General features: G+C 65.7%; 20 protein-coding genes. 9 read left to right on the top strand and 11 right to left on the bottom strand.

What is annotated here, in order from left to right:
- Window positions 1–47: 47 nt before the first annotated feature.
- Both DM868_RS05955 and DM868_RS05950 read left to right on the top strand, forming a co-directional pair.
- Window positions 48–572, top strand: coding sequence for an LUD domain-containing protein (locus tag DM868_RS05955; protein ID WP_137275955.1), 525 nt, complete (start codon window positions 48–50; stop codon window positions 570–572).
- The gene (locus DM868_RS05950) at window positions 569–2,755 is read left to right on the top strand and encodes an LUD domain-containing protein (RefSeq protein WP_137275954.1); all 2,187 of its coding nucleotides are present in this window, start codon (window positions 569–571) and stop codon (window positions 2,753–2,755) included. The genes DM868_RS05955 and DM868_RS05950 overlap by 4 nt, the downstream gene beginning before the upstream one ends.
- Window position 2,756: 1 nt before the next feature.
- Here DM868_RS05950 and DM868_RS05945 read toward each other — a convergent pair whose 3' ends face one another.
- Complete coding sequence (locus tag DM868_RS05945; protein WP_137275953.1) at window positions 2,757–3,035, bottom strand: 4a-hydroxytetrahydrobiopterin dehydratase; 279 nt, start codon at window positions 3,033–3,035, stop codon at window positions 2,757–2,759.
- 83 nt (window positions 3,036–3,118) lie between these two features.
- A complete protein-coding gene (locus DM868_RS05940; RefSeq protein ID WP_137275952.1) occupies window positions 3,119–3,955 on the bottom strand; it encodes a COX15/CtaA family protein in 837 nt (278 codons plus the stop codon).
- 145 nt (window positions 3,956–4,100) lie between these two features.
- Here DM868_RS05940 and DM868_RS05935 point away from each other — a divergent pair, with 145 nt between their 5' ends.
- Window positions 4,101–6,356 carry an NADP-dependent malic enzyme gene (locus DM868_RS05935; RefSeq protein WP_137275951.1) on the top strand — a complete coding sequence of 752 codons (2,256 nt, stop codon included), beginning with the start codon at window positions 4,101–4,103 and terminating at the stop codon, window positions 6,354–6,356.
- 187 nt (window positions 6,357–6,543) lie between these two features.
- Here DM868_RS05935 and DM868_RS05930 read toward each other — a convergent pair whose 3' ends face one another.
- The 5 genes from DM868_RS05930 to DM868_RS05910 all read right to left on the bottom strand — a co-directional run bounded on the left by DM868_RS05930 (window position 6,544) and on the right by DM868_RS05910 (window position 10,996).
- Entirely contained in the window at window positions 6,544–8,025 is a 1,482-nt protein-coding gene (locus DM868_RS05930; protein ID WP_137275950.1) for a replication factor C large subunit, read from the bottom strand.
- Between the two features lie 42 nt (window positions 8,026–8,067).
- Window positions 8,068–8,442, bottom strand: coding sequence for a hypothetical protein (locus tag DM868_RS05925; protein ID WP_137275949.1), 375 nt, complete (start codon window positions 8,440–8,442; stop codon window positions 8,068–8,070).
- Window positions 8,443–8,673: an AbrB/MazE/SpoVT family DNA-binding domain-containing protein gene (locus DM868_RS05920; RefSeq protein ID WP_137275948.1), complete on the bottom strand. Its 231-nt coding sequence runs from the start codon at window positions 8,671–8,673 to the stop codon at window positions 8,443–8,445.
- A 96-nt stretch (window positions 8,674–8,769) separates the two neighbouring features.
- Complete coding sequence (locus DM868_RS05915; RefSeq protein ID WP_137275947.1) at window positions 8,770–9,744, bottom strand: DUF7260 family protein; 975 nt, start codon at window positions 9,742–9,744, stop codon at window positions 8,770–8,772.
- Window positions 9,745–9,817: 73 nt separating this feature from the next.
- Window positions 9,818–10,996, bottom strand: a complete 1,179-nt coding sequence (locus DM868_RS05910; protein ID WP_137275946.1) for a threonine synthase — start codon at window positions 10,994–10,996, stop codon at window positions 9,818–9,820.
- 101 nt (window positions 10,997–11,097) lie between these two features.
- On the opposite strand from DM868_RS05910, the gene DM868_RS05905 reads away from it, so the two are divergent.
- Together DM868_RS05905 and DM868_RS05900 are read left to right on the top strand one after the other, a co-directional pair.
- Window positions 11,098–12,348, top strand: a complete 1,251-nt coding sequence (locus DM868_RS05905; protein ID WP_137275945.1) for an NAD(P)/FAD-dependent oxidoreductase — start codon at window positions 11,098–11,100, stop codon at window positions 12,346–12,348.
- Between the two features lie 59 nt (window positions 12,349–12,407).
- On the top strand, window positions 12,408–13,319 hold the full coding sequence (locus tag DM868_RS05900) for an NAD(P)-dependent oxidoreductase (RefSeq protein ID WP_137275944.1): 912 nt from the start codon (window positions 12,408–12,410) through the stop codon (window positions 13,317–13,319).
- 13 nt (window positions 13,320–13,332) lie between these two features.
- Here DM868_RS05900 and DM868_RS05895 read toward each other — a convergent pair whose 3' ends face one another.
- Together DM868_RS05895 and DM868_RS05890 are read right to left on the bottom strand one after the other, a co-directional pair.
- A complete protein-coding gene (locus tag DM868_RS05895) occupies window positions 13,333–14,316 on the bottom strand; it encodes a ring-cleaving dioxygenase (protein WP_137275943.1) in 984 nt (327 codons plus the stop codon).
- A 79-nt stretch (window positions 14,317–14,395) separates the two neighbouring features.
- Window positions 14,396–15,106, bottom strand: coding sequence for a metallophosphoesterase (locus DM868_RS05890; RefSeq protein ID WP_137275942.1), 711 nt, complete (start codon window positions 15,104–15,106; stop codon window positions 14,396–14,398).
- Window positions 15,107–15,215: 109 nt separating this feature from the next.
- On the opposite strand from DM868_RS05890, the gene DM868_RS05885 reads away from it, so the two are divergent.
- The gene (locus tag DM868_RS05885; protein WP_137275941.1) at window positions 15,216–15,989 is read left to right on the top strand and encodes a DUF7839 domain-containing protein; all 774 of its coding nucleotides are present in this window, start codon (window positions 15,216–15,218) and stop codon (window positions 15,987–15,989) included.
- A gap of 80 nt (window positions 15,990–16,069) precedes the next feature.
- Window positions 16,070–17,827, top strand: coding sequence for a hybrid sensor histidine kinase/response regulator (locus tag DM868_RS05880; RefSeq protein WP_137275940.1), 1,758 nt, complete (start codon window positions 16,070–16,072; stop codon window positions 17,825–17,827).
- A 15-nt stretch (window positions 17,828–17,842) separates the two neighbouring features.
- Here the strand turns inward: DM868_RS05880 and dapB are convergent, their stop codons facing one another.
- Both dapB and dapA read right to left on the bottom strand, forming a co-directional pair.
- Window positions 17,843–18,583 (bottom strand): 4-hydroxy-tetrahydrodipicolinate reductase, encoded by a 741-nt coding sequence (dapB, locus tag DM868_RS05875; RefSeq protein ID WP_137275939.1) that lies wholly within the window; start codon window positions 18,581–18,583, stop codon window positions 17,843–17,845.
- A complete protein-coding gene (gene dapA, locus DM868_RS05870; protein WP_137275938.1) occupies window positions 18,580–19,464 on the bottom strand; it encodes a 4-hydroxy-tetrahydrodipicolinate synthase in 885 nt (294 codons plus the stop codon). Before dapA ends, dapB begins: the two co-directional genes overlap by 4 nt.
- 270 nt (window positions 19,465–19,734) lie before the next feature.
- On the opposite strand from dapA, the gene DM868_RS05865 reads away from it, so the two are divergent.
- Window positions 19,735–20,574, top strand: a complete 840-nt coding sequence (locus DM868_RS05865; RefSeq protein WP_137275937.1) for a M48 family metalloprotease — start codon at window positions 19,735–19,737, stop codon at window positions 20,572–20,574.
- A 552-nt stretch (window positions 20,575–21,126) separates the two neighbouring features.
- The gene (locus DM868_RS05860; RefSeq protein WP_137275936.1) at window positions 21,127–23,124 is read left to right on the top strand and encodes an AMP-binding protein; all 1,998 of its coding nucleotides are present in this window, start codon (window positions 21,127–21,129) and stop codon (window positions 23,122–23,124) included.
- Window positions 23,125–23,177: the final 53 nt, after the last annotated feature.

The following is a 23,177-nucleotide window of genomic DNA, read 5'->3' as shown; positions in this document are numbered from 1 at the left end:
GCCGTGGCGGGATAAACACCAAGACAGTCCGGTTCATTGTCGTGTGTATGAGTATGGACCTCGTGGCGCAGTTCGCCGACTCCGCACTGGAGACGGTCGATAGCTGCACCCGAACGGACGTTGCCGGGTTCGAGGAGGCCCTCTCGGAACGCCTCGTCGAGCCCGCGATCGGCGCGCCGCTCACGTTGGAATCGGTCACGCTCGAAGACACGGCCGTCGACACCGACCCGTCGGTCGAGGATTTCCGGACGGCCCAAACCGGCGTCGCGCGGGCCGAAGTCGGGCTCGCGAACTACGGGACGATCTCCATCGAGTCCCGAGCCGGCGGCGACGAACTGGTGAGCCTCTATCCGCCGCGTCACGTCGTGGTGCTCGACGCCGCGGACATCGTCCCCGATCTCGCGGCGGCGTTCGACCGCTTCGAGTCCGCGATCCGGGACGCGAGAGAGAGCGGCGGGCCGGGTGCCAGCCGCGTCCTCGCGACGGGACCGAGTGCCACCGCCGATATGGGCGAACTCGTCGAGGGCGTCCACGGACCGAAGGAGGTCCACGTGCTGGTGGTCGAACAATGAGCCGAAGCGAGAAAGCCGCCGAGATCCGGCGCATCATGGGCGTCGACGGCGAGAACATCGGGAAGAACGCCCGGAACCTCAGCGACAACGCTAGCGACGCGATCGCGGCGTTCGACTCCTACGAGGAGCTTCGAGCGGAGACTCGACGGATCAAAGAGGAGGCGATCGCCTCGCTCCCCGAGCGCATCGAGGAGGTGACGGAAGCGGTCGAGGAAAACGGCGGGCACGTTTACGTGGCACAGGACGCCGAGGACGCGAACCGCTATATCGAGGGCGTCATGGACGAACAGGACGCCGAACACCTCGTCAAGAGCAAGTCGATGACGACCGAGGAGCTGGAGCTGAACCACCACCTCGAGGGCGCGGGCTACGAGGTCACCGAAACCGATCTCGGCGAGTTCGTGATTCAGGTGGCCGACGAGACCCCCTCCCATCTCATCGCGCCGGCGATGCACCGCTCGCCGCCGGACATCGCCGAGCTGTTCAACGAGTACTTCGATCTCGACGAACCGCTCTCTGAGGATCCTCACGAACTCACCGAGTTCGCCCGCGAGCGGGTCGGCGAGCGGATCCGTGAGGCCGACGTCGGACTGACCGGCGCGAACTTCGTCGTCACCGAGACGGGCACGATCTCGATCGTCACGAACGAGGGCAACGCCCGAAAGACGGCGGTCACGCCCCCGACGCACGTCGCAGTCACGGGAATCGAGAAGCTGATTCCGACCGTCTCCGATCTCCGGCCGTTCCTCGAGTTGATCGCTCGAACCGGTACCGGTCAGGAGATCGGCGCGTATCTCACGCTTCTCACACCGCCGGTCGAGACGCCGTCGCTCGACTTCGACACCGGCGAGTACGGCCAGCCCGACGACCGGGAGTTCCACCTCGTGTTGATCGACAACGGCCGGATGGCGATGCGCGAGGACGATCAGCTACGCGAGACGCTGTACTGCATCCGGTGTGGGGCCTGTTCAAACGCCTGTGCGAACTTCCAGTCCGTCGGCGGCCACGCCTTCGGCGGCGAGACGTACTCCGGTGGCATCGGGACCGGCTGGGAGGCCGGCGTTCACGGGCTCGATTCGGCGGCTGACATGAACGACCTCTGTACCGGCTGTTCGCAGTGTGTCAACAAGTGCCCGGTCAAGATCGACATCCCCTGGATCAACACCGTCGTGCGCGACCGGCTCAACCGGTCGAACGAGTCCGAATCGTTCGACTTCCTCGTCGACGGCCTCACGCCCGACGCCGAACCCGAGGGGCTCGACGTTCAAAAGCGGCTCTTCGGCAACATCGAGACGTTCGCCAAACTCGGTTCGATTGCCCCCGGACTCTCGAACGCCGCGATCGAATCGAGCGCGGTGCAGCGACTCCTCGATCGGTTCGTCGGGATCGACAGTCGCCGCTCGCTGCCGACGCTCGCCGACGAGACGCTCGTCGAGTGGGCCGCCGGCCGCCGTCGGGCGAACCCCGATTCGGATCGGGAGGCCGTGCTGTATCCGGACCTCTACACGAACTATTTCAGCCCCGAGCGCGGAAAGGCCGCCGTCCGAGTGCTCGAAGCGCTCGGCGTCGCGGTTCGCGTGCCAGCGGTCCCCGAAAGCGGCAGAGCGCCGCTATCGCAGGGGATGATCGACACCGCCGACGAGAAGGCGAGCGCGGTGTACGCGGCACTGGCCGAACACCTCGACGCCGACCGCGATATCGTCGTCGTCGAGCCGTCGGATCTGGCGATGTTCCGAACCGAGTACGAACGGCTCCTCCCGGAACGCTCGTACTCGCGCCTCTCTGACGGGAGTTACGAGCTCTTCGAGTACGTCTACGGACTGCTGGAAAACGGTGCCAAGATCGACACGCTCCCGACGGCTGTCGACGAGGAGATCACCTATCACAGCCACTGCCAACAGCGAACGCTCGGGTTGGACGCGTACACGACGGAGGTCCTCGATCGGGCCGGCTACGACGTCTCGACGACCGACATCGAGTGTTGCGGGATGGCCGGAAGCTTCGGCTACAAGTCGGAGTACTACGAGCTCAGCATGGATGTCGGGTCGCGACTCGACGAACAGCTCCCCGACAGTGGTCCCGTGGTCGCGAGCGGCACCTCCTGTGGCGAGCAGATCGCGGCGCTGACGGCCGACGGTGCGCCGCATCCGATTCGGCTGTTGGATCCGCGACAGTCGCGTTGAATCAGCCCGCCAACTCGTTGAACCGGGCCGCGAGGTCGAGGTCCTTCTTAGTGATTCCCCCCGCGTCGTGCGTCGTCAGCCGAACCTCGACCTCGCGCCACCCGATCCTCATCTCGGGGTGGTGAAACGCCTCCTCGGCGAGGCCGCCCGCACCCGAGGCGAACCCGACGCCTTCGAGATAGGAGTCGAACTCGAACGTGCGAACGATCTCGTCGCCGTCGCGCGTCCAGCCGTCGGGGAGCTCAGCGTCGATCTCGTCGTCGGAGAGTCTATCGCTCATACGCCCTGTAACGATCCGCTTCCGGTTAAGCGTTGGTGGGGCGGCGAGCGTTTCGGCGGCCCCGTCAGTAGACGATTCGTCCCTCAATCGCTCGAAAGCGGGGAGGTCCTCGGCATGCCACCGAGCGACCGAAGGCGCCACACCGCACCGAGTGTCAGCACGAACGTGGCAATCGAGAGGCCGACGATCAGGAGCTGGCCAGCGTCGCCGAAGGCCTGCCGAGCAACGATGAGTTCGGCGATGACGAGTATCGCCGCGGCGGCCCCGGCGATGGAGACGTCCCGGAGGCCGAGCTCGCGGCCCAACAGCGCGACGATCGCGAGCGACGAGAACATCGCGAAGCCGATCGCGTAGTAGGTGAACTGTATGATCTCACCGAACGCGAAGAACAGCCGGGGCGTGAGCACGACCATGATCGGGAACCCGAGGAGTGCGATCGTGCCGGCTCGCTGGATTCCGGTCGGCGATACCGACGACACGTCAGCGTACGCCCACACGGTCGCGGCGACGAGCAGTCCGAGAATGAGTGACGCAAGCCCGAAGTGGATCGTCAACACGAGCACCGAGTAGCCGAAGACGAACTCATAGACGAGGACGGTGAACGCCCCGAAGACGACCTGTAGCGGCGTCAAGAGCAACGCCGCGAGCGTCGCGAATCGGACGCGGCGGCTCTCGCCGCCACGCCACGTGGCAACCGCCGAGCCGATGATGAAAAAGCCGGTGATCATCGCGACGAGGCGGTGGAACCATTCGATGAACGACATAAAGTTCGCCGGGAAGAGCCCGAAGACCGCACCGTCACACAGCGGCCACCGGGCTTCGCAGGTCAGTCCCGCGCCGGATGTCGCCGTGATGACGCCGACCAGTGCCGTGATGGCCGTCGTGACCGCGGTCACGAGCAGTAACCGTCGAGTGTCCATGGTTCAATCTCGGTACCGGATCGTGATATATCTCCCGAAACCGGGCGTCAGTTGTCCGTTTTCCTCGAATATCTCCGGACGGAACCAGACAGTCATGACGGGTCTCGGTGAGTAGCTTTTTGAGGTCTCTGTGCGGGGTACCTCCATGGGATTGGACGAGGATTCACTGGAGTATCACCGGATCGACCCGCCGGGGAAGATCGAAATTTCGACCACAAAGCCGACGAACACCCAACGGGATCTGTCGCTGGCGTACTCACCGGGCGTTGCGGCCCCGTGCAACGAGATCGCGAAAACCCCCGAGGAGGCGTACACCTACACGAGCAAAGGGAACATGGTCGGCGTCGTCTCGAACGGGACCGCTGTATTGGGTCTCGGCGATATCGGCGCGCAAGCATCCAAACCCGTGATGGAGGGCAAGGGCGTATTGTTCAAGCGCTTCGCTGACATCGACGTCTTCGACATCGAACTCGACCAGCACGATCCCGAGGACATCATCACGTCGGTCAGCGCGATGGAGCCGACGTTCGGGGGGATCAACCTCGAAGACATCAAAGCACCGGAGTGTTTTGAGATCGAGTCACGGCTGCGTGAGGAGATGGACATCCCGGTGTTTCACGACGACCAACACGGCACGGCGATCATCTCCGGGGCGGCGCTGTTGAACGCCGCCGAGATCACCGGCAAATCGCTCGACGAACTCCAGATCGTCTTCTCCGGCGCGGGGGCGTCCGCCATCGCGACGGCGCGGTTTTACGTCACGCTCGGCGTGGACGCGAACAACATCACGATGTGTGACTCCTCGGGGATCATCACCGAGGAGCGCGCCGAATCAGGCGACGTCAACGAGTTCAAACGGGAGTTCGCGAGTCCGGTCCCCGGGGGAGACCTCGCGGACGCGATGGCGGGTGCGGACGTGTTCGCCGGGCTGTCGGTCGGGGGGATCGTCTCCGAGGAGATGGTCCGCTCGATGGCCGACGATCCCGTCATCTTCGCCATGGCGAACCCCGATCCGGAAATCAGCTACGAGGACGCAAAGCAGGCCCGCGACGACACGGTGATCATGGCAACGGGACGCTCGGATTATCCGAATCAGGTGAACAACGTACTCGGCTTCCCGTTCATCTTCCGCGGCGCGCTCGACGTGCGGGCGACGGAGATCAACGAGGCGATGAAAGTGGCGGCCGCCGAGGCGCTGGCCGACCTCGCCAAACAGGACGTCCCCGACGCCGTCGTCAAAGCCTACGGCGACCAACCGCTCCAGTTCGGCCCCGAGTACATCATCCCCAAACCGCTCGACCCGCGCGTGCTATTCGAAGTCGCCCCCGCCGTCGCAAAGGCGGCGATCGACAGCGACTGCGCTCGGACGGAACTCGACCTCGAACGGTACGCCGAACGGCTCGAGGCGCGGTTGGGGAAGTCCAGAGAGATGATGCGGGTCGTGCTCAACAAGGCCAAAAGCGATCCCAAACGCCTCGTCCTCGCCGAGGGCGACGACGAGAAGATGGTCCGGGCGGCCTATCAGCTGGTCGACCAAGGCATCGCCGAACCCGTGCTCATCGGCGACCGGGACGAGGTCTGGGCGCACGCCGAGCGACTCGGCCTCGATTTCGAGCCCGAGATCGTCGACCCCGAGGAGGGGAACCTCTCGCCGTACGCGGAGCGACTGTACGAGCTTCGCCAGCGGAAGGGCGTCACCCGACGCGAGGCGGACGAACTCATCGAAGACGGCAACTATCTCGGGAGCGTGATGGTGGAGATGGGCGACGCCGACGCGATGCTGACCGGGCTGATGCACCACTACCCCTCGGCGCTTCGGCCGCCATTGCAGATCGTCGGCACGGACGCCGACTCGGAGTACGCCGCGGGCGTGTACATGCTGACGTTCAAAAACCGCGTCGTCTTCGTCGCCGACGCCACCGTCAATCAGACCCCCGACGAGGATATCCTCACCGAGGTGACGAAGCAGACGGCAAACCTCGCCCGACGGTTCAACGTCGAACCGCGGGCCGCGCTGTTGTCGTACTCGGATTTCGGCAGCGTCGACAACGAGGGAACGCGAAAGCCCCGCGAGGCCGCACGTCGGCTGCGCGAGGATCCGGCAGTCGACTTCCCAGTGGACGGCGAAATGCAGGCCGACACTGCTGTCGTCGAGGAGATGCTCGAGGGCACGTACGGGTTCTCCGACCTCGACGAGCCGGCGAACGTGTTGGTGTTTCCGAACCTGGAGGCGGGCAACATCGCGTACAAGCTCTTGCAGCGACTCGGCGGAGCCGAAGCCATCGGCCCGATGCTCGTCGGCATGGACAAACCCGTCCACGTCCTCCAGCGCGGCGACGAGGTCAAAGATATCGTCAACCTCGCCGGCGTCGCCGTCGTCGATGCACAGGACGACGATTGAATTAGTCAGACAGCTGTTCGATCGATCCTCGGCTCGACAGCTGTCGGGTTCGCTGTGAACGACGATCCACACTCCGCAGTCGTGGCGAAATACCTCACGGCTCGTGTTCGACGCAACGACCGAGGTCGACGCCCGAATTGGATACCTCCTCGGAGCGGAACTGAGCCGAGTCCGTCGCCGCGGTGCGTTACATGAAATCCGAGAGTCCGGACTGCCCATCGTCCTCCTCGGCCGCCTCGGCGCGTTCGGTGGCCGACGATTCGTCTTCTGTCGCCTCGTCGATATCGGCACCCGTTCCGTCGTCCGAGTCGTTCGTGCCGAACGCCGCGAGCGTCCCCGCGCTCTCGTCTCCAGTCTCGTCGCCGCCTTCGTCGTCGGTCTCGGAGAACTCACCACCCGCGAACGCGCCCTCCGAGTGTTCGACGGTCTCGGCTTCGGTCCGCTCTCTGGCCTCTTCGACGATCCCCTGCACCTTGTTCGTCGTCTTCCCCGAGCCGGTGAGAAAGGAGACGTGTTCGGCGTCGAGGTCGTAGCGGGCGGTCATCCGAACTGTGAGATCTCGGTTGCGACAGTGGTGGGTCATGGCGGCGAGATACGGCATGATCTCCCGTCGCGCGGTCGCCGTCGAGACACCCGCGGTCGTGGCGATCCGTTCGGCGATGTGATCGCGCGTCGCGTCCCGCGAGGAGCGATAGGGCGCGCCGCCGTAGCGCGTCCAGCCGCCGCGATCTGACTGCCTGACCGCGGCGACGCCCGCCGCGACGTTGTCCGTCGCGTAGCGCCAGTACGTGTAGTTCTGCGTCGCGCGGACGCGCCCGAGCCACACGTCGGCGTTCGCGAGGTGTTCGTAGGCGTCGGCCAGTTCGTCGCCCTCGTAGACCTTCGGCACCTTGTCCTCGATCCACTGGAGCAGATCGTCGGGCGTCTCGTCGACGGCGTAGGCCGTCTGGAGTGCCTCCTCGGCAGATTGCTCTTTCAACACGGCGTCGAGAAACGAGAAGATATTCTCCGTTCGGTCGCGCTCGCCCTCGCTGCCCTCCGCGCGTATCTCGCCGTCCTTCTCGCGAGCCTGCATGTCCTTGATCGCGCCTCGAAGGTCGCCGCGGTTCGCCTCGGCGATCCGCTTGAGCACCGCCTCGTCGAACTCGACGCCCTCCTGTCGGCAGATATCGCGGAGAACGGGAACGATCGAGCGCGCGGAGATGTCGCGGAACTCGATCTCTCGGCAGGCGCTCCTGAGCCCCGAGGACATGTCGTAGTACTCGTTGGCGATAAGGACGACTGGCTGGGTCGCGCCCTTGACGAGCCGGGTCATCGCGGCGGCTCCCCCTCGATCCTTGTGCTGGTGGAGGTTGTCCGCCTCGTCGAGAATGATGAGCTGTCGCTCGCTTCCGAGCGTCGTGTTGGCCGCCGCCCGTCCCGCGAAGCGTTCGATCTCGTCTTTCGTCCGCGCGTCGGAGGCGTTCATTTCGAGGACGGGCCACCCCATGTCGCTGGCGAGCGCGTGGGCTGCGGACGTCTTGCCGACCCCCGGCGAGCCGTGGATGACGACCGCCTCGCCGTGTTCGTCCCAGGTGTCGGCCCACGCGTTCAGGGCGTCGCGGGCCTTGTCGTTGCCGCGGACCTCCGACAGCGTCGTCGGGCGGTATTTCTCCGTCCAATCGCTCATTGTCGAGGGAAGGTGGGAGACGCGTTTAGTGGTTGCGGAGCGTTATTCCTCGGTCACGCTCTTCAGGTCGAGGCGAGGGGCGAACCCCTCATACGCGCCGTCGCTGGAGACGATGGTGTCACCGTCCGACTCGACGATGTGAAGCGCGTCGAAGGGCGTGAACTCGTCATCCTCGACGTACGCTGCCGCCGTGACGACCGTCTCAACGTCGCCGCGAACATCCACGAGATTGGCGGCGTTGGCGACGACTCGTTCCGTATCCCTGTCTTCCCGGTAGGCGACCAAGAGTAGTTCAATGAGCGTAAACTGCGACGTCCACAGTTCGTCACGATGATTTCGGTACACCGTTTCGGCACCTTCGCCGAGCCAGCCTTCGTCTTTGATGAGCGCGAGGAGGAAATCGGTTTCCGCGTACATTCAGCGTCCCGCCTCGTCCAGCGCCGCTTCGCGAGCCTCATCGAGAAGTTCCTCTGCCGTCTTCTCAACGCCAGAAAACTCGTCTCGGAGTGTGTCGAGCGGGTCGTCGGCGACCGGGATCAACTTGATCGCGTCGTGAACCTCGACGATGTGGTAGCGGTCCCCGTACCGCTCGCGCATCTCCTTTGGTAGCGTCAGACGCCCTCGGTCGTCGAGTGTCGCATCGGACATACTGTGATCTACTGTGGGTACAGACAAAAATATTCCCCGAAATTATTGGCTTACCCATCACACCGTCTCGACTCGTACCCTTCTATCGTCCACCGATCAGTATCGGCGCGCGATCGAATCGACGACCGCCCGCTGCCGGTCGCCCAACGTTCGGAGCCGATCCAGCGTCGCGGCGAGGACTGGAAACGGCGTGTCGAGCGCCTGGTAGAGGTACTCCTGAAAGAACGTCCGCTTCGACCGGCGCCGGAGTGACCGGCTGTTCGCGTGGAGCTCGCGTTGGCGCGCTTCGAGCAACTGCTGGTACGACTCCGTCGCCGCGCGGATGTCTCGATCGTATTCGAGTAGCTCCTCGAACGAACTGTGGATGAGGCGTCGCGGCTCCGTTCGTTCGAGGAGCCGGTCGGTTTCTTCGAGGTGCCTCCTGGCGCTCTCCACGGAGCTCCGTTCGACCGTGAGCGCGTCGAGATGTCGCTCTCGTTCTTCGATGGACGTCGACGTCTGGGTGACGAGTAACTGACGAACCGGGCGGGAGAACTGCGTTCCGCCCTCGACGACGGCCGCGAGGTCGTCGCCGAACTCGGCGGCGAAACTCCGATCGAACCCGCTGTCGTACATCTCGTCGTAGTTCGGGACGGACATGACTGTCTCTCGGTACCGCGTTCGTATCTGCGCGAGTTGTTCGGTGTCGTTGGCCCTCACCGAGAGGACTGGCGCGTTCGTGTTGACGTTCGCCCCGCGGTGAACGGTCATCGCGCGGACGTCCGCTGCGAACACCTCGAGGGCGTCCCGTTCGGCCTCGGTGAACTCCCGTTCGGCCTCGATCTCCCCGAGCGCCTCCCGTATGTACCCCCCGACGACCGCCGCGCCGGCGAGCCACTCCCTGTTGGCCAGCTCCCACAGGAGGTTGCTGGCGATCGCGTTGAGGAATCCAGTGATTCCGCCGAGGACGTGCAGCACCCACATCGGCGCGACTTTCGGGAACAAAAGAACGCTGAGACACATCCCCGCGACTGGAAGGAGCCGCGTGGATCCGAACGACCGGATCACTCTCTGGATGCGCTCGACTGACATTGCGCGAGGTATGTTCCCAGTTATCATTACCTTCACGGTCGGATCGATCGCCGATCCCGGTCGGACCACCGCCTCAGATCCCGCGGCTCATGAGCCGACTACGGATGATATCGGCGTCCTTGTTTCCGGCCGCGGTATTGAGAAGCACGACGGTGTCGTCGGCGTCGAACGCGCCGTTCTCGGCGAGTTCCCACGCGCCGGCCGTGGCCGCTCCGCAGGCGATAGAGATCTCGAGCCCCCCGTGTTGGGCGACCGTCGCGGCGCTGTCGAGGAGGTCCTGATCGTCGACGGCGACCCCGGACCCGCCGCTGGCGCGAACCGCCTCGACCGCGGCCAGGCCGCCCGCCGGATCGGGTATCTCGAGACTGCCGACGACCGTGTCCGGAACCTCCCACGGCACGGGATCGGCGTCGGTTTCGAGCGCCTCGACGACGGGCGCACAGCCGTCCGGCTGGGCGGCGTACAACGTGGGCGTACCCTCGATGACGCCGACCGATTCGAACTCCCGCGCGCCCTTCCAGATGCCGGCGAGCGTGGCACCGTGACCGACCGGTGTCACGATGGCGTCGGGCGCCGTCCACTCCAATTGCTCGGCGACCTCGTAGTAGATCGGTTTCGCTCCCTCGTGTCTAAACGGCGAGTCGAACGGGCCGGCCGGGAACCACGTCTCCTTTTCGGCCGCTGGCATCGACTCTCTCGCGTCCTCGTAGGCCTCCCGCGCATCGTCGAATCGCCCCTCAACGACACGCATGTCGCCCCCGTGGACGTTGATCATCGCCTTGGCCATGAACGGTGTTCGACTCGGAACGAACGATCGCGAGGTCAGCCCGGCGCGAGCGGCGTACGCCGACGCCGATTGCCCACCGTCGCCGCTCGTCGCCAGCGCGAGGGTGTCCGCGTCGGCGCGGGCGGCGGTCTCGGCGACGAGCGCCAGCCCCCGATCGGTGACCGATCCGGTGGGGTTGTGCGCCTCGTTTTTGATCAGAACGCGCTCGATGCCCAGTTCGTCGGCCAGCCGGGGGGCCTCGACGAGCGGGGTGTCGCCCTCGCCCATTCCCGACGGGACGACCGGCAACAGCTCGCGGTGCTTCCAACCGCCCGAGCGCTCGGCGAGCATCTCGCGCGACAGGTCGAGTTCGTCCAGATCGTAGCGGGCATCCAAGGAGCCGCCACAGTCGGGACAGCGCGTCGCGTCATCGCCGTCGGTCGTCGCCCCACAGTCGGTGCAATGAAATCCCTCGAACGCACTCATACCCGTCTGTTCGTCCGCCGCCGGCAAAGCCCTGTCCTTCGCGATCCGCGGCGGATCGCCGACACGGAAACCTGTTTGTCGGTCCCGCACGAAGCCGCCCCATGCACGTCGCCGTCGCAGGTGGTGGGCTTGCCGGACTCGTCGCCGCGCGCCACCTCGCTGAATCGGGGGCCGAAGTCGAACTGTTCGAGGCCGAACCGCGCGTCGGCGGCCGAGTCCGCTCGCGCGTCGTCGACGGGTATACGCTCGACCGGGGGTTCCAGGTGCTCTCCACCGCCTATCCCGCGGCGCGCCGGGAGCTCGACTACGACGCGCTCGATCTTCGGCCGTTCGCCCTTGGGGCGACGATCGCCCGACCGAACCGCCGCTCGACGCTCGCGGATCCGCTCGCCGCTCCCCGGTCAGCGCTTCCCACGCTGTTGAACCGCGACGTCCGGACCGCGGACAAACTCCGGCTCTTTCAGCTGCAGCGGGAGCTCGACCGCGTCGGCTGGACGGAGCTCCTCGATGACGACGGTGGACTGACGATTCTGGAGTACCTCGCCGATCGGGGGTTCTCCACGGCGTTCGTCGAGCGCTTCGCGGCACCCTTCTACGGCGGAATCACGCTCGATCGGTCGCTGGGCACGTCGGCATCGGTCTTCGAGTACACGTTCAAGGCGCTCTCGGACGGCAAAACAGTGGTCCCCGCCGACGGCATGGGCGCGATCGCCGACCAGCTCCGCGCGCGCGCAGAGTCGGCCGGCGCGACGATCGAAACGGATGCCGCCGTCACCGCCATCGACGCCGACGGCCCTCGCGTCGACACCAGCGCCGGCCCCCGATCACCCGACGCCGTCGTCGTCGCAACGGACCCGAAAACCGCCGGCGAACTGACCGGCGTCGGCACGCCCACCGGATCGAAAGCCTGCGTGACCGTCCACTGCACGCTCCCGGAACACCAGTCGCTCGACACGGGATCGCGGATCGTCCTCAACGCGGTCGACGACGAGCCGAACACCGTCGCCCCGATGAGCGCCGCCGCGTCCGAGTACGCTCCGGAGGGCAGACAGCTCCTGAGCGCGACCTTTCTCGGATCGCGCGAGGAGTCCGACGCCGAACTCGGCCGAGTCGTCAGGGACGCGCTCGCGGCGTGGTTTCCGGCGAACCACTTCGGCGAGTTCGAGGTCGTTGCCGTCGATCGCGTCGACTTCGCGCAGTTTCCTCAGCCCCCCGGCTTCCGCGAGGAGCTGCCGAGCGTCGACGCGCCCGACGGCGAGGTCTTCTTGGCCGGCGATTACACCCGGTGGTCGTCGATTCAGGGCGCGTTGGAGAGCGGGAAGCTGGCGGCCGACGCCGTATTGGATCGGTAGCGCCGAACGGCCCGCCCGCGGGCATAGATTTATTCCCGACTCGGCGGCAGGTATCAGTCATGCCGGACAAAACAGTCGGGTTCGTCGGACTCGGAATCATGGGCCTCCCGATGGCGAAGAACCTGCTCGACGCGGGATACCGCGTCGTCGGTCACAACCGCTCGGATGACCCCACCGCGGAGCTCGTCGAGTACGGCGGCGAGGACGGCGGCTCGCCCGCCCAACTTGCCGAGAAAAGCGACGTCGTTCTCCTGTGTCTCCCCGATTCGCCAGATGTGGAAAACGTCGTCCTCGGCGAGGGATCCGAGCAGAGCCCCGTGATCGATGGCGTAGCCGACGGTATGACGGTTATCGACCACTCGACGATCTCGCCGACGACCGCCGAATCGGTCGCCGATTGCCTCGCAGAGGAGGGCGTTGCGATGCTCGACGCGCCGATCTCGGGCGGGGAGGTCGGCGCGATCGAGGGGACGCTCTCGATCATGGTCGGCGGCCCGGAGGACGCCCTCGACGCACAACGGGACGTGCTCGAGGTGATGGGCGAGACGGTGACGCACTGCGGCCCAAGCGGTGCCGGCCAGACGACGAAGGCGTGCAACCAGATCGTCGTCTCCGCGCAGATGGCCGCGGTCAGCGAGGCGCTCGTCTTCGCCGACAACGCGGGGGCCGATCTCGACGCCGTCGTCGACGCGATCAGTGGCGGTGCGGCGGGCTGTTGGGCGCTCGACAACCGCGCGCCAAGCATGATCCGCGGCGACTTCGATCCCGGATTCTTCGCCGAGTACCAGTACAAGGACCTCCGGATCGCCACCGACGCGGGCGAGGCGTTCGGCTCGCCGATGCCGCAGACGGCGCTGATTCACGAACTCTACAAGACGATGGTACAGAACGGGATGGGCAGAGACGACAACTCCGGCGTCATGCAGGTATACGAGATGCTGTCGGGCTCGGAAGCGAGGATCAGCGAGTAGCCGCCGTCCCCGTTCAGTCGTCCGCGTCGGCGCGCGGCACGGTCACATCCGCCAGCCCCCGTTCGATCTCCTCGCGGCGGCCCTCGAACTTCCCCGGGAGGACGAGCTGCTCGCCGAGTTCGTCGAGCGGCTCGTCGCTGTCGTATCCGGGGACGTTCGTGGCGAGCTCGAACAGCACGCCGCCGAACTCGCGGAAGTAGACGGACCGGAACCAGTGTCGATCGATCTGATCGGTCGGGCGCAGTCCGGCCGACTGGGCGGCCTTGCGCATCGCCAGCTGCTCCTCGTCGGTCGGCGTCTGGAAGGCGACGTGGTGGACCATCCCCGCGCCCTGTCGGCCGCCCTCGATGGTCGGGAGTACGTCGACGTACTTCCCGACGGGCCCCTCGGCCGCGAACCGCGTCCGCTCGTCGCCGGGGGTGTCGCCGGGCGACTCCTCGGTGCCCTGCGCTTCGAAGCCCATCGTCTCCAGCAGCCCCTCCGTCGGTTCGGGGTCGGCGAGCCACAGCGTCACCGAGTGGAACCCCCGGATCGCCGCGTCCTCGGCGATAAACTCCGTCCACGGGATGGTCGGGTCGTCGTCAGGAATCTCGACTTCGACCAGCTCGACGGGGAGGCCGTCGGGGTCCTCGAAGAGAAGGACCGTTTCCCCGAACCGCTCGACGCGGTCGCCGTACGCGACGCCGTACTCGTCGAAGCGCGCTTCCCAGAAGTCGAGGCTCCCCTCGGGGACGCGGAACGCCGTCCGGGCGACCTGTCCGGAGCCGACTTTCCCCTGAGAGATGTCTCCCCACGGGAAGAACGTCATGCTCGTTCCCGGGTTACCCTCCGCGTCCGTGAAGAAGAAGTGGTAGGTGCTTGGGTCGTCCTGGTTGATCGATCGCTTCGCGAGCCGGAGCCCGAGCGTCTCCACCCAGAAGTCGAGATTTCGTTGGGGATCGCTCGCGATGCACGTCACGTGGTGAATGCCGGGGGTCGGTGGTGGTGAGGGTGCCATTACCAGCTAGTAGGAGCTTGGGGCACTTGAGTTCGCCCTGACATCGGTGTTACCGGGTGGACGAGACGGTGCGCCCCGTTCACAAGAACCGCCGAAGCTGTCGCAGCGGCGGAAACTCGTGAACCCCGTCGCCGTCGGCGTCGTGGACGATCGGGCGGAGCGAGCCGACGTCGGTGACGAGCGGCGACTGGAACTCCGACGCTGACAGCCCGTTCACGCGGATTCCAGCGGGAAGACGACTAAACGACGGGAGCATCAACACACCCGACCCGTCGTACTGGTCGGGACCGTACAGGTAACAGGGCCGACGGACGCCCTCGATCTCGATCGTCGGGTGGTCGTGTCCGACGACGTACCACGCGGCATCGCTCTCGGGTTCGACGTGCCCGTGCGTGACGACGACCGAACTGTCGTCCGCGTCCGCCTCCTCGCCGACGGCGCACTCGGTTTCGATCTGACCGTCCCACAGCTCTTCGAGCATCGTGTCGTGATTGCCGGGCGTCACGACCATCCGACAGCCCGAATCCGCCGCGATCCCGGCGAGCGCGCGGACCGTCGCCGTCGCCCCCGTCGGAATCCGATCGAACGAGTGCAAGAGGTCCCCGGCGACGACCACCTCCGCCGGGTCGTATCGGTCGAGGAGAGCCTCGAATCGCTCCGTGAGGTCCTCGTGTTCGCCGACGCGGAACTCGACGTCCGAGGTCGCGTCCCGCCCGACGTGGAGGTCCGCACAGACGAGCGTCCCCGTCTCTGGGAGGTAGACCGCTCGATCGCGGGGATCGAACTCCATACCGGCCGATCGGTCGCCGCGGACAAAGCGCTGATGGGATCGCTCTCCCGACCCGCCCACCGGCGGTCGAGTCGCGGGTGTTTATAAACGACCGACCCGACGTGGTGGTATGGTCGACGTCCTCGACAACAAGCGGTCCGCGACGAAGTTCCGCGTGCTCGTCGAGATCGCCGAACGGCAGCCGGCGGTGAACCAAGGGGAGATCGCCGAGGCGGTCGGCGTGACGAGCCAGGCGGTCTCGGAGTACATCCGCGAACTCGTCGACGAGGACTTCGTCGACAAGGAGGCGCGCTCGCGGTACCGGGTGACAAAGCAGGGAGTCGATTGGCTGTTCCAGCAGGCCTCCGACGTGCGCCGGTTCGCCGATCACGTCACCGAGGACGTCCTCGGCAGTATGCAGGAGGACGCCGCCTTCGCGACTGCCGGTATCGAGGCCGGCGACACGGTCTCGCTGTCGATCGAGGACGGCTTGCTCCACGCCACGCCCGGCGGCGGCGGACCGGCGACCGGCGTGGCGACCACCGACGCGGAGGCGGGGGCCGTCGTCGGCGTCACCGGGTTCGCCGGCATCATCGATCTCGATCCCGGCGAGGTGACCGTCTTTCAGGTCGCACCGATCCGCTCGGGTTCCCCCCACGGCTCGAAGACGCTGGCCGAGGCCGCCCGTGCGGCCGACGTGGTCGCCGCCGCTGGCGTCGAAGCGGTCGCGGTACTCAGAGCGTCCGACGCCACCCCCGACGTCACGTTCGCCGCAGGCGAGGTCGCCGCCGACGCGGCGGGTCGCGGACTGGACGTGGTCGTCGTCGCCACGACGGATCTCGCGGGTCGCGTCACCGACGCGCTTCGGGACGCGGGGCTCGCCTACGAAGTCGACGACCTCTGAGCCGAGCGCACGCCTTCGGATCTACTCCGGTTTCAATCCACGCCAGAACGGTTATACTTCCGAAGAGACGTTATCTGACAATGACGGAGCCCGTTCGGATACTCCACGTCGACGACATGCTCGATTTCGCCGAGATGACGGCGACGTTTCTCGAACGAAAAAACGATCAGTTCAGCGTCGAGACGGCCAGGAGCGCCGACGAAGGGCTCGCGTATCTCGCCGAGAGCCGCGTCGACTGCGTGGTGTCCGACCACGACATGGGCGAACACGACGGCATCGAGTTTCTCGAAACCGTTCGCGAGGACTATCCCGACCTCCCGTTTATCCTCTTTACCGGCAAGGGCTCCGAGGAGATAGCGAGCGACGCCATCTCGGCGGGCGTCACCGGGTACCTCCAGAAGGAGGGCGGCGCCGAACAGTACACCGTCCTGGCGAATCGGATCCGGATCGCCGTCGAGAAGGCGCGCGCCCAGCGCGAGCGCCAACGCCACCTCGATGCCATCGAAACCGTCCAGGAGGGAATCAGCATCCTCGACGAGTCCGGCCATTTCATCTACGTGAATCGGGCCTACGCCGATATCCACGACTACGATCCCGAGGAGATGGTCGGCAAGCACTGGGAGGAAGTGTATCACGAGGAGCAGATCCCCGAACTCAACGACGTGATCTTCCCGGAGGTCGAACGACGCGGGCGCTGGAGTGGGACGACGACCGGGCTCCGCGCCGACGGCGCTACGTTCACGAAGTCCCACACCATCGCGACGACCGTCCACGGCGAGTACGTCTGCACCGGGCGTGATCTCACCGAGCGGAGAGCGCGCGAGCGCGAGCGCGAACGCTACGAGACGATCATCGAGGCGCTCGGCGATCCGATCTACGCGCTGGACGCCGAAGGGTGCTACACGTTCGTCAACGACGCGTTCGTCGCCGAAACCGGCTATCAGCGCTCGGAGATCGTCGGTGAACACGTCTCGAGGGTGGTGTCGGACGAGGATCTCGAACGCGGTCAGTCGGTCATCCGAGGACTGCTGTGGGACGACGATCGACGGGCGACGACGTGGGAACTCACCCGAATCACCGCGAACGGACGGCGCGTCCCGACGGAGAATCACATGGCGCTGTTACCCGACGACGACGGCGAGTTTCGGGGAACCGCCGGCGTCCTTCGGGACATCACCGAGCGAACGGAGCGCGAGCGCGAACTCCAACACGAGCGCGATCGGCTCGACGAGTTCGCGAGCGTCGTCTCCCACGATCTCCGGAGCCCGCTGAGCGTGGCAGCGGGGCGGCTGGAACTCGCTCGCGAGGAGTGTGACAGCAGCCACCTCGACGACGTCGACCACGCGCTCGATCGGATGGGCGAGTTGATCGCGGACTTGCTCACGCTGGCTCGGCAAGGCGACCGAATCGACGAGACGGAACCGGTCGACATCGCGACGCTCGCGGACAGATGTTGGCAGAACGTCGAGACGGCAGAGGCGACCGTCGAGGCGGCGTTCGACGGGATGGTTCGGGCCGACCGCGGCCGCCTCCAGCAACTGCTCGAAAACCTTCTCCGAAACGCCGTCGACCACGGTGGACCAGCCGTGTCGGTCATCGTTGGCGACCTCGACGATGGATTCTACGTCGAGGACGACGGGCCAGGAATCCCGGTAGATGAGCGCGAGCGAGTGTTTGAAGCGGGCTACTCGACGTTCGAGGAGGGGACGGGGTTCGGACTCCGGATCGTACAGCAGATCGCCGACGCCCACGGGTGGGACATCGCGGTGACGCACGGTGTCGACGGCGGCGCCCGGTTTTCGATCACCGGCGTCGAGTTCGTCAATCCGACCGAGTGATCGCCGCCGCCGGGTTCACAGCACGTCGCCGAACGCGTACCAACCGGCGTCCGCGTCGGCGAGCCACTCGGCCGCGTCGACGGCACCCGCGGCGAACACGCGTCTGGATTCGGCGCGGTGGGTCAGCGTCAGGACCTCGTCGTTTCCCGCCAGGAGGAGTTCGTGCTCGCCTCGGACGGTGCCGGCGCGTCGGACGTGGACACCGACCTCCGATTTCTCGCGTTTGTGCTCACCCTCCCGGCCGTGGGTCCGATCCAGTTTCGAGCGAGCCGCCGAATCGACGACGTCGAGGATCGTGTTCGCGGTACCGCTCGGAGCGTCTCGCTTCCCACTGTGGTGGGTTTCCGTGAGTTCGATGTCGTACTCCGGTAGTGCCTCGACGCCGGCTTCGACCAGCCGAAGGAGCGCCTGGACGCCGCGGGCGAAGTTCGACGCCTTGAGCACGGGGATCGATTTGCTGGCCCCCCGAAGCGCATCGAGTCCCGCCTCGCCGAAACCCGTCGTCCCAACGACGTAGGGTACGCCCGCCTCGACGACGCGTTCGACGTGTTCTCGCGTCGCCGCGGGAACGGTGAAGTCGATCGCCGCGTCGGCGTCCTCGAGGAGTCGCGGGAGCTCGTCGTCCGGGTAGACGCGCACGTCCTCGACGGTGTCTGCGGACGTGGCGACGCCGACCACGTCGTGACCGCGGCCACTGGCCTCTGCGACGATCTCGCTGCCGGTTCGGCCGGTCGCGCCGATGACGACGAGGTTCATCGTTCGAGCTCGTCGAGGACCGCCTCGAGTCGCTCGCGGTGCTCGGGCTGGAGTGGGCTGAGCGGCGACCGCATCGTCGCCGAGTGGATCCCCCGGATCTCCATCGCCTCGTTGATCGGGATCGGGTTCGTCTCGACGAACAGCGTCCGGAAGAGGTCGCCGAGTTCGTATTGGAGCTCTCGGGCGCGGTCGAAGTCGTTCTCTAAGGCCGCGCCGACCAGCGCGACCGTGCGCTCGGGTTCGACGTTCGCCGAGACGCTGATGCAGCCGGTGCCACCCTGTGCGATGATCGGTAGGGTGAGCGCGTCGTCGCCCGATAGCACGCCGAAGTTTTCGCTTCTGGTTCGCTCGATTACCTCGTTGATCCGGTTGAGATCCCCGCTTGCAGCCTTGTATCCCACGATGTTCTCGTGGGAGGCCAGCGAGACAGCCGTCTCGATCGCGATGTCTCGTCCGGTTCGGCTCGGGACGTTGTAGATGACCTGTGGGAGATCGACCGCGTCGGCGATCGTCCGGAAGTGGTGTTCCATGCCGGCCGGTTCGGGGTTGTTGTAGTACGGCGAGATGAGAAGCAAGCCGTCCGCGCCGGCGTCGGCGGAGCGCTCGGAGAGGTCGATCGCTTCGCGGGTGTTGTTCGATCCGGAGCCGGCGATGACCGGGACGTCCTCGACCGCGTCGACGACCGTCTCGACGACCTCGATGTGCTCGTCGTGGGTCATCGTGGCCGATTCGCCGGTCGTGCCGACGGGAACGAGCCCGTCGACGCCCGCGGTTTCGAGCCGTTGGGCGTGGTCGCGGAGGGTGTCGTGGTCGATGCGCTCGTCGTCGTCGAACGGCGTGGTCATCGCGGGGAACACGCCGGTGAATGTGTCGTGGGTCATTGTGGTGTCAGTTGGGGTTCGCTGAACTGTCGAAAGCGATGCGTCCGGAGCCGACCTGCGACGAGGATGCCATGCCCGCCGCAGACCGTTCTACGAACGTTTGGGTTTCGAAAAGGCGGTCGGGACGGCGCGCTCGCCACCGGCAGCGTCGGGCTGGCTGGCGGGCACGCGGTGTCGCACACACGAACGGGCGTCGGCAAGCGACTTAGGCGTTTTGAGTTCCCCCGAGCCAGAAGCCATTTGAGGTCCTGGCCCGTTGACAACGGCCACATGCAACACGTCGGACTCAAAGCCAGAATGGCGGTCGTCGGGAGCGTGCTCTTCGCCTTCTACGCGCTCGTGGCCATCGTCGCCGTCGAGGCCTTCGGCGTCGGAGTGCCGATCGTCCTCCTGGGCACGATCGGTTTCGCCGGCTTTCAGTACCTCGTCGGCAAGAAGGTCGCGCTGTGGAGCGTCGGTGCCGAGGACATGCCCGAGGACCGCTATCCGGGCATCCACCGCGCCGTCGAGGGGATCGCCGACGACATGAACCTCGACAAGCCCCGGCTGATGGTCGCCGACATGGGCGTCCCGAACGCGTTCGCGGTCGGCCGCCGCGGCGCGGGCGTCGTCGTCGTCTCCTCGGAGCTGATCCGGCTGTTGAACGACGACGAACTCGAAGGTGTGCTCGCCCACGAACTCGCGCACATCGACAACCGCGACGTGATCACGATGGTGATGGGGCAATCGATCGCCTCGATGCTCGGGATGGCGGCGTACTTCGCCATCGCCTTCTCGCGAGACGGCGGCATCGGGAACATCGTCCTCGGCTACCTCGCCAGCATCCTCGTCCAGACCGTCGCGATGGTGTTCGTGCTCGCGATCTCGCGGTACCGCGAGTACGTCGCCGACGCCGACGCCGCCCAGCACGTCGGCGGCGACGCGATGGCGCGGGCGCTGCAGAAGATCTCCAGCGCCGGCAAGCGGGGCGACGCCGACATGAGCGACAACGTCGCCGCGCTGTGCATCTTCGGCGGCGAGCGGTCCGCGCTCGAACGGCTCTTCGCGACCCACCCGCCGATCGAAAAGCGGATCGAGGCTGTCCGGGACGTCGAGCGAAGCCACTACTGATCGGTTCGCCGGTCGTCTCGTCCTTCCCGCGTGCGTTGCGCTCTCGTCTACCCGCGTGAATGACGATGGCCGCACGCTGACGTGATTTATATAAGATATATTTTTATACATTTAAATTGGTATGTGGCGTTCAACTTCGCAACTGCCGCGTGTGAGCGATCCGTCGCCATCGATCCGATTTCTACGTATTGCCTATTTATACATTTAAAAGGCTTTGCCAGACGCTCGTCGTCGTGTTTTATTACTCACCTGTTTCAATTATTTATGAACTCGTCTCGGTCGTAACTGTATATAATTTGTAATACCTAAGTCGTTTAATTACGAACTGTTGTGGATTTCAACGGAACTGGATGGCTCTTAATAATCCTCAATTTATATGACTTATTTCGTATGTTTATATCTTATTTAATTATTTCTGTCACAAAATACCGATTCAGGTCCCTCCGTCAAACTCGTTCGTCTGGTATCCGCGGAACCGGCGACAGCGGACGCCGAACCCCCGCTCACCGTTAGAGTAATGACCGTTCGACGAAAACCGCCGGACAATCGATCATGACAGAAAATATCGAGGCGCTCCGCGACGAGATCGTCCACGAGCCGGACTCGGGGTTCGCCGAATCGACGAACGTGGCGGCGTTCATGGACGAGTACGGCATCGCCGACTACGACGAACTCATCGAGCGGACGACGACCGAAATCGAGTGGTTCTGGGACGAACTCCCCGACTACCTCGGGATCGACTTCTACGAGGACTACGACGCGGTCCGCGACGACACCGACGGCCCCCAGTTCACGAAGTGGTACCCCGGCGGCGAACTGAACGTCGCACACAACACCGTCGACCGACACGCCGCGCTCGACGCCGAGCGGCGCAACAAAGTGGCCTGCATCTGGGAGGGCGAGGACGGCACGGTGCGAGAGCTCACCTACCACGAGCTCAAGCGTCAGTCGAACCAGGTCGCCAACTATCTCGAATCGGTGGGCATCAACACCGGCGACACCGTCGGGCTGTATATGCCGATGGTCCCCGAGGTCATCTCGATCCTCTACGGCTGTTTCAAAGCCGGCGCGATCGCCGTCCCGATCTTCTCGGGCTTCGGCGTCGACGCGACCGCGACCCGGATCGAGGACTCCGAATGCTCGGTGCTGTTCACGGGCGACGGCTTCTACCGACGCGGCGGCGAGATCACGCTCAAAGACGCCGCCGACGAGGCGATCGACGAGGTCGGCCACGTCGAACACACGGTCGTCTTCGATCGGCTCGGCGCGAGCGACGACGACAGCGATCTCGAGATTCCCTTCGACGACGCGCGCGACGCGTGGTGGGCCGACGCCATCGCGACTCGATCGGACGAGTACGAGACGAAATCGCTGCCGAGCGATCAGGAGTGCATGCTGTTGTACTCCTCGGGGACGACCGGCAAGCCGAAGGGGATCGTCCACACCCACGCGGGCGCACAGCTCCAGCCCGCCAAGGAGCTGCACTTTAGCTTCGATCTCAAACCCGCCGATCGGTTCTGCTGGGTGTCGGACATCGGCTGGATGATGGGTCCGTGGACGCTCATCGGGACGCACACCTTCGGCGGCACGATGGTGATGTACGAGGGCGCGCCGGATCACCCCCAGCCGGACCGCTTCTGGGAGCTCATCGACCGCCACGGGATCACGCAGTTCGGCATCTCCCCGACGGCGATCCGCGCGCTGCGCAAGCAGGGTGACGAGTGGGTCGAGGGCCACGATCTGTCCTCGCTTCGGATCCTCGGCTCGACGGGCGAGCCGTGGGACCCCGAGTCGTGGCTGTGGTACTACGAGCGCGTCGGCGGCGGCGACACGCCGATCATCAACATCTCCGGGGGGACGGAGATCTTCGGCTGTTTCCTGTCGCCGCTGCCGACCCAGCCGCTGAAGCCCTGCACGCTGGGCGGCCCCGGACTGGGGATGGCGGTCGACATCGTCGACGAGACGGGCGAATCGGTCAGAGACGCTCACGAGCGCGGGTATCTCGTCGCCCGCGACTCGAACCCCGCGATGACGAAGTCGCTGTGGGGCGGCGACGACCGCTATCTTCACGAGTACTGGTCGGCGTTCCAGAAGCCGCCGATGTGGAACCACGGTGACTGGGCGCAAAAGGACGAAGACGGCTTCTGGTTCCTGCACGGCCGTGCGGACGACGTGTTGAACGTGGCGGGGCGGAAGGTCGGCCCCGCCGAGATCGAGGGCGCGGCGATGGAGCACGTGGACGTGAATCAGGCGGCAGCGGTCGGGGTCCCGGACGACACGACGGGGACGGCGGTCGTGCTGTACGTGATCGTCGAGGAGGGCGTCGAGGAGACCGACGGGTTGCGCGAGGAGATCCGCGAACTCGTCGGCGAGGAACAGGGCAAGCCGTTCCGCCCGCGCGAGATCCTATTCGTCGACGAGTTCCCGAAAACGCAGTCCGGGAAGATCATCCGCCGGGCGGTCGAGGCGACCTACACCGGCGAGGGTCTGGGTGACCTCTCCTCGATCGAGAACCCCGACGCGCTCGACAACATCGAGAACGCGCGGTAGGTCACTTCGGGACGTCTTTGTGCCGAGCCCCAGAAAAACGTCGGCCGCACGCC

Origin of the sequence: Natronomonas salsuginis, from assembly GCF_005239135.1 — an archaeon.
Classification (GTDB): domain Archaea; phylum Halobacteriota; class Halobacteria; order Halobacteriales; family Haloarculaceae; genus Natronomonas; species Natronomonas salsuginis.
This window is presented reverse-complemented; position numbering and strand designations above follow the sequence as displayed.

Bases quoted from the DNA above. Each gene is read 5' to 3' on its own strand.
- DM868_RS05955 (WP_137275955.1), top strand. From the start codon at position 48: ATGAGTATGGACCTCGTGGCGCAGTTCGCCGACTCCGCACTGGAGACG.
- DM868_RS05950 (WP_137275954.1), top strand. From the start codon at position 569: ATGAGCCGAAGCGAGAAAGCCGCCGAGATCCGGCGCATCATGGGCGTC.
- DM868_RS05945 (WP_137275953.1), bottom strand. From the start codon at position 3,035: ATGAGCGATAGACTCTCCGACGACGAGATCGACGCTGAGCTCCCCGAC.
- DM868_RS05940 (WP_137275952.1), bottom strand. From the start codon at position 3,955: ATGGACACTCGACGGTTACTGCTCGTGACCGCGGTCACGACGGCCATC.
- DM868_RS05935 (WP_137275951.1), top strand. From the start codon at position 4,101: ATGGGATTGGACGAGGATTCACTGGAGTATCACCGGATCGACCCGCCG.
- DM868_RS05930 (WP_137275950.1), bottom strand. From the start codon at position 8,025: ATGAGCGATTGGACGGAGAAATACCGCCCGACGACGCTGTCGGAGGTC.
- DM868_RS05925 (WP_137275949.1), bottom strand. From the start codon at position 8,442: ATGTACGCGGAAACCGATTTCCTCCTCGCGCTCATCAAAGACGAAGGC.
- DM868_RS05920 (WP_137275948.1), bottom strand. From the start codon at position 8,673: ATGTCCGATGCGACACTCGACGACCGAGGGCGTCTGACGCTACCAAAG.
- DM868_RS05915 (WP_137275947.1), bottom strand. From the start codon at position 9,744: ATGTCAGTCGAGCGCATCCAGAGAGTGATCCGGTCGTTCGGATCCACG.
- DM868_RS05910 (WP_137275946.1), bottom strand. From the start codon at position 10,996: ATGAGTGCGTTCGAGGGATTTCATTGCACCGACTGTGGGGCGACGACC.
- DM868_RS05905 (WP_137275945.1), top strand. From the start codon at position 11,098: ATGCACGTCGCCGTCGCAGGTGGTGGGCTTGCCGGACTCGTCGCCGCG.
- DM868_RS05900 (WP_137275944.1), top strand. From the start codon at position 12,408: ATGCCGGACAAAACAGTCGGGTTCGTCGGACTCGGAATCATGGGCCTC.
- DM868_RS05895 (WP_137275943.1), bottom strand. From the start codon at position 14,316: ATGGCACCCTCACCACCACCGACCCCCGGCATTCACCACGTGACGTGC.
- DM868_RS05890 (WP_137275942.1), bottom strand. From the start codon at position 15,106: ATGGAGTTCGATCCCCGCGATCGAGCGGTCTACCTCCCAGAGACGGGG.
- DM868_RS05885 (WP_137275941.1), top strand. From the start codon at position 15,216: ATGGTCGACGTCCTCGACAACAAGCGGTCCGCGACGAAGTTCCGCGTG.
- DM868_RS05880 (WP_137275940.1), top strand. From the start codon at position 16,070: ATGACGGAGCCCGTTCGGATACTCCACGTCGACGACATGCTCGATTTC.
- dapB (WP_137275939.1), bottom strand. From the start codon at position 18,583: ATGAACCTCGTCGTCATCGGCGCGACCGGCCGAACCGGCAGCGAGATC.
- dapA (WP_137275938.1), bottom strand. From the start codon at position 19,464: ATGACCCACGACACATTCACCGGCGTGTTCCCCGCGATGACCACGCCG.
- DM868_RS05865 (WP_137275937.1), top strand. From the start codon at position 19,735: ATGCAACACGTCGGACTCAAAGCCAGAATGGCGGTCGTCGGGAGCGTG.
- DM868_RS05860 (WP_137275936.1), top strand. From the start codon at position 21,127: ATGACAGAAAATATCGAGGCGCTCCGCGACGAGATCGTCCACGAGCCG.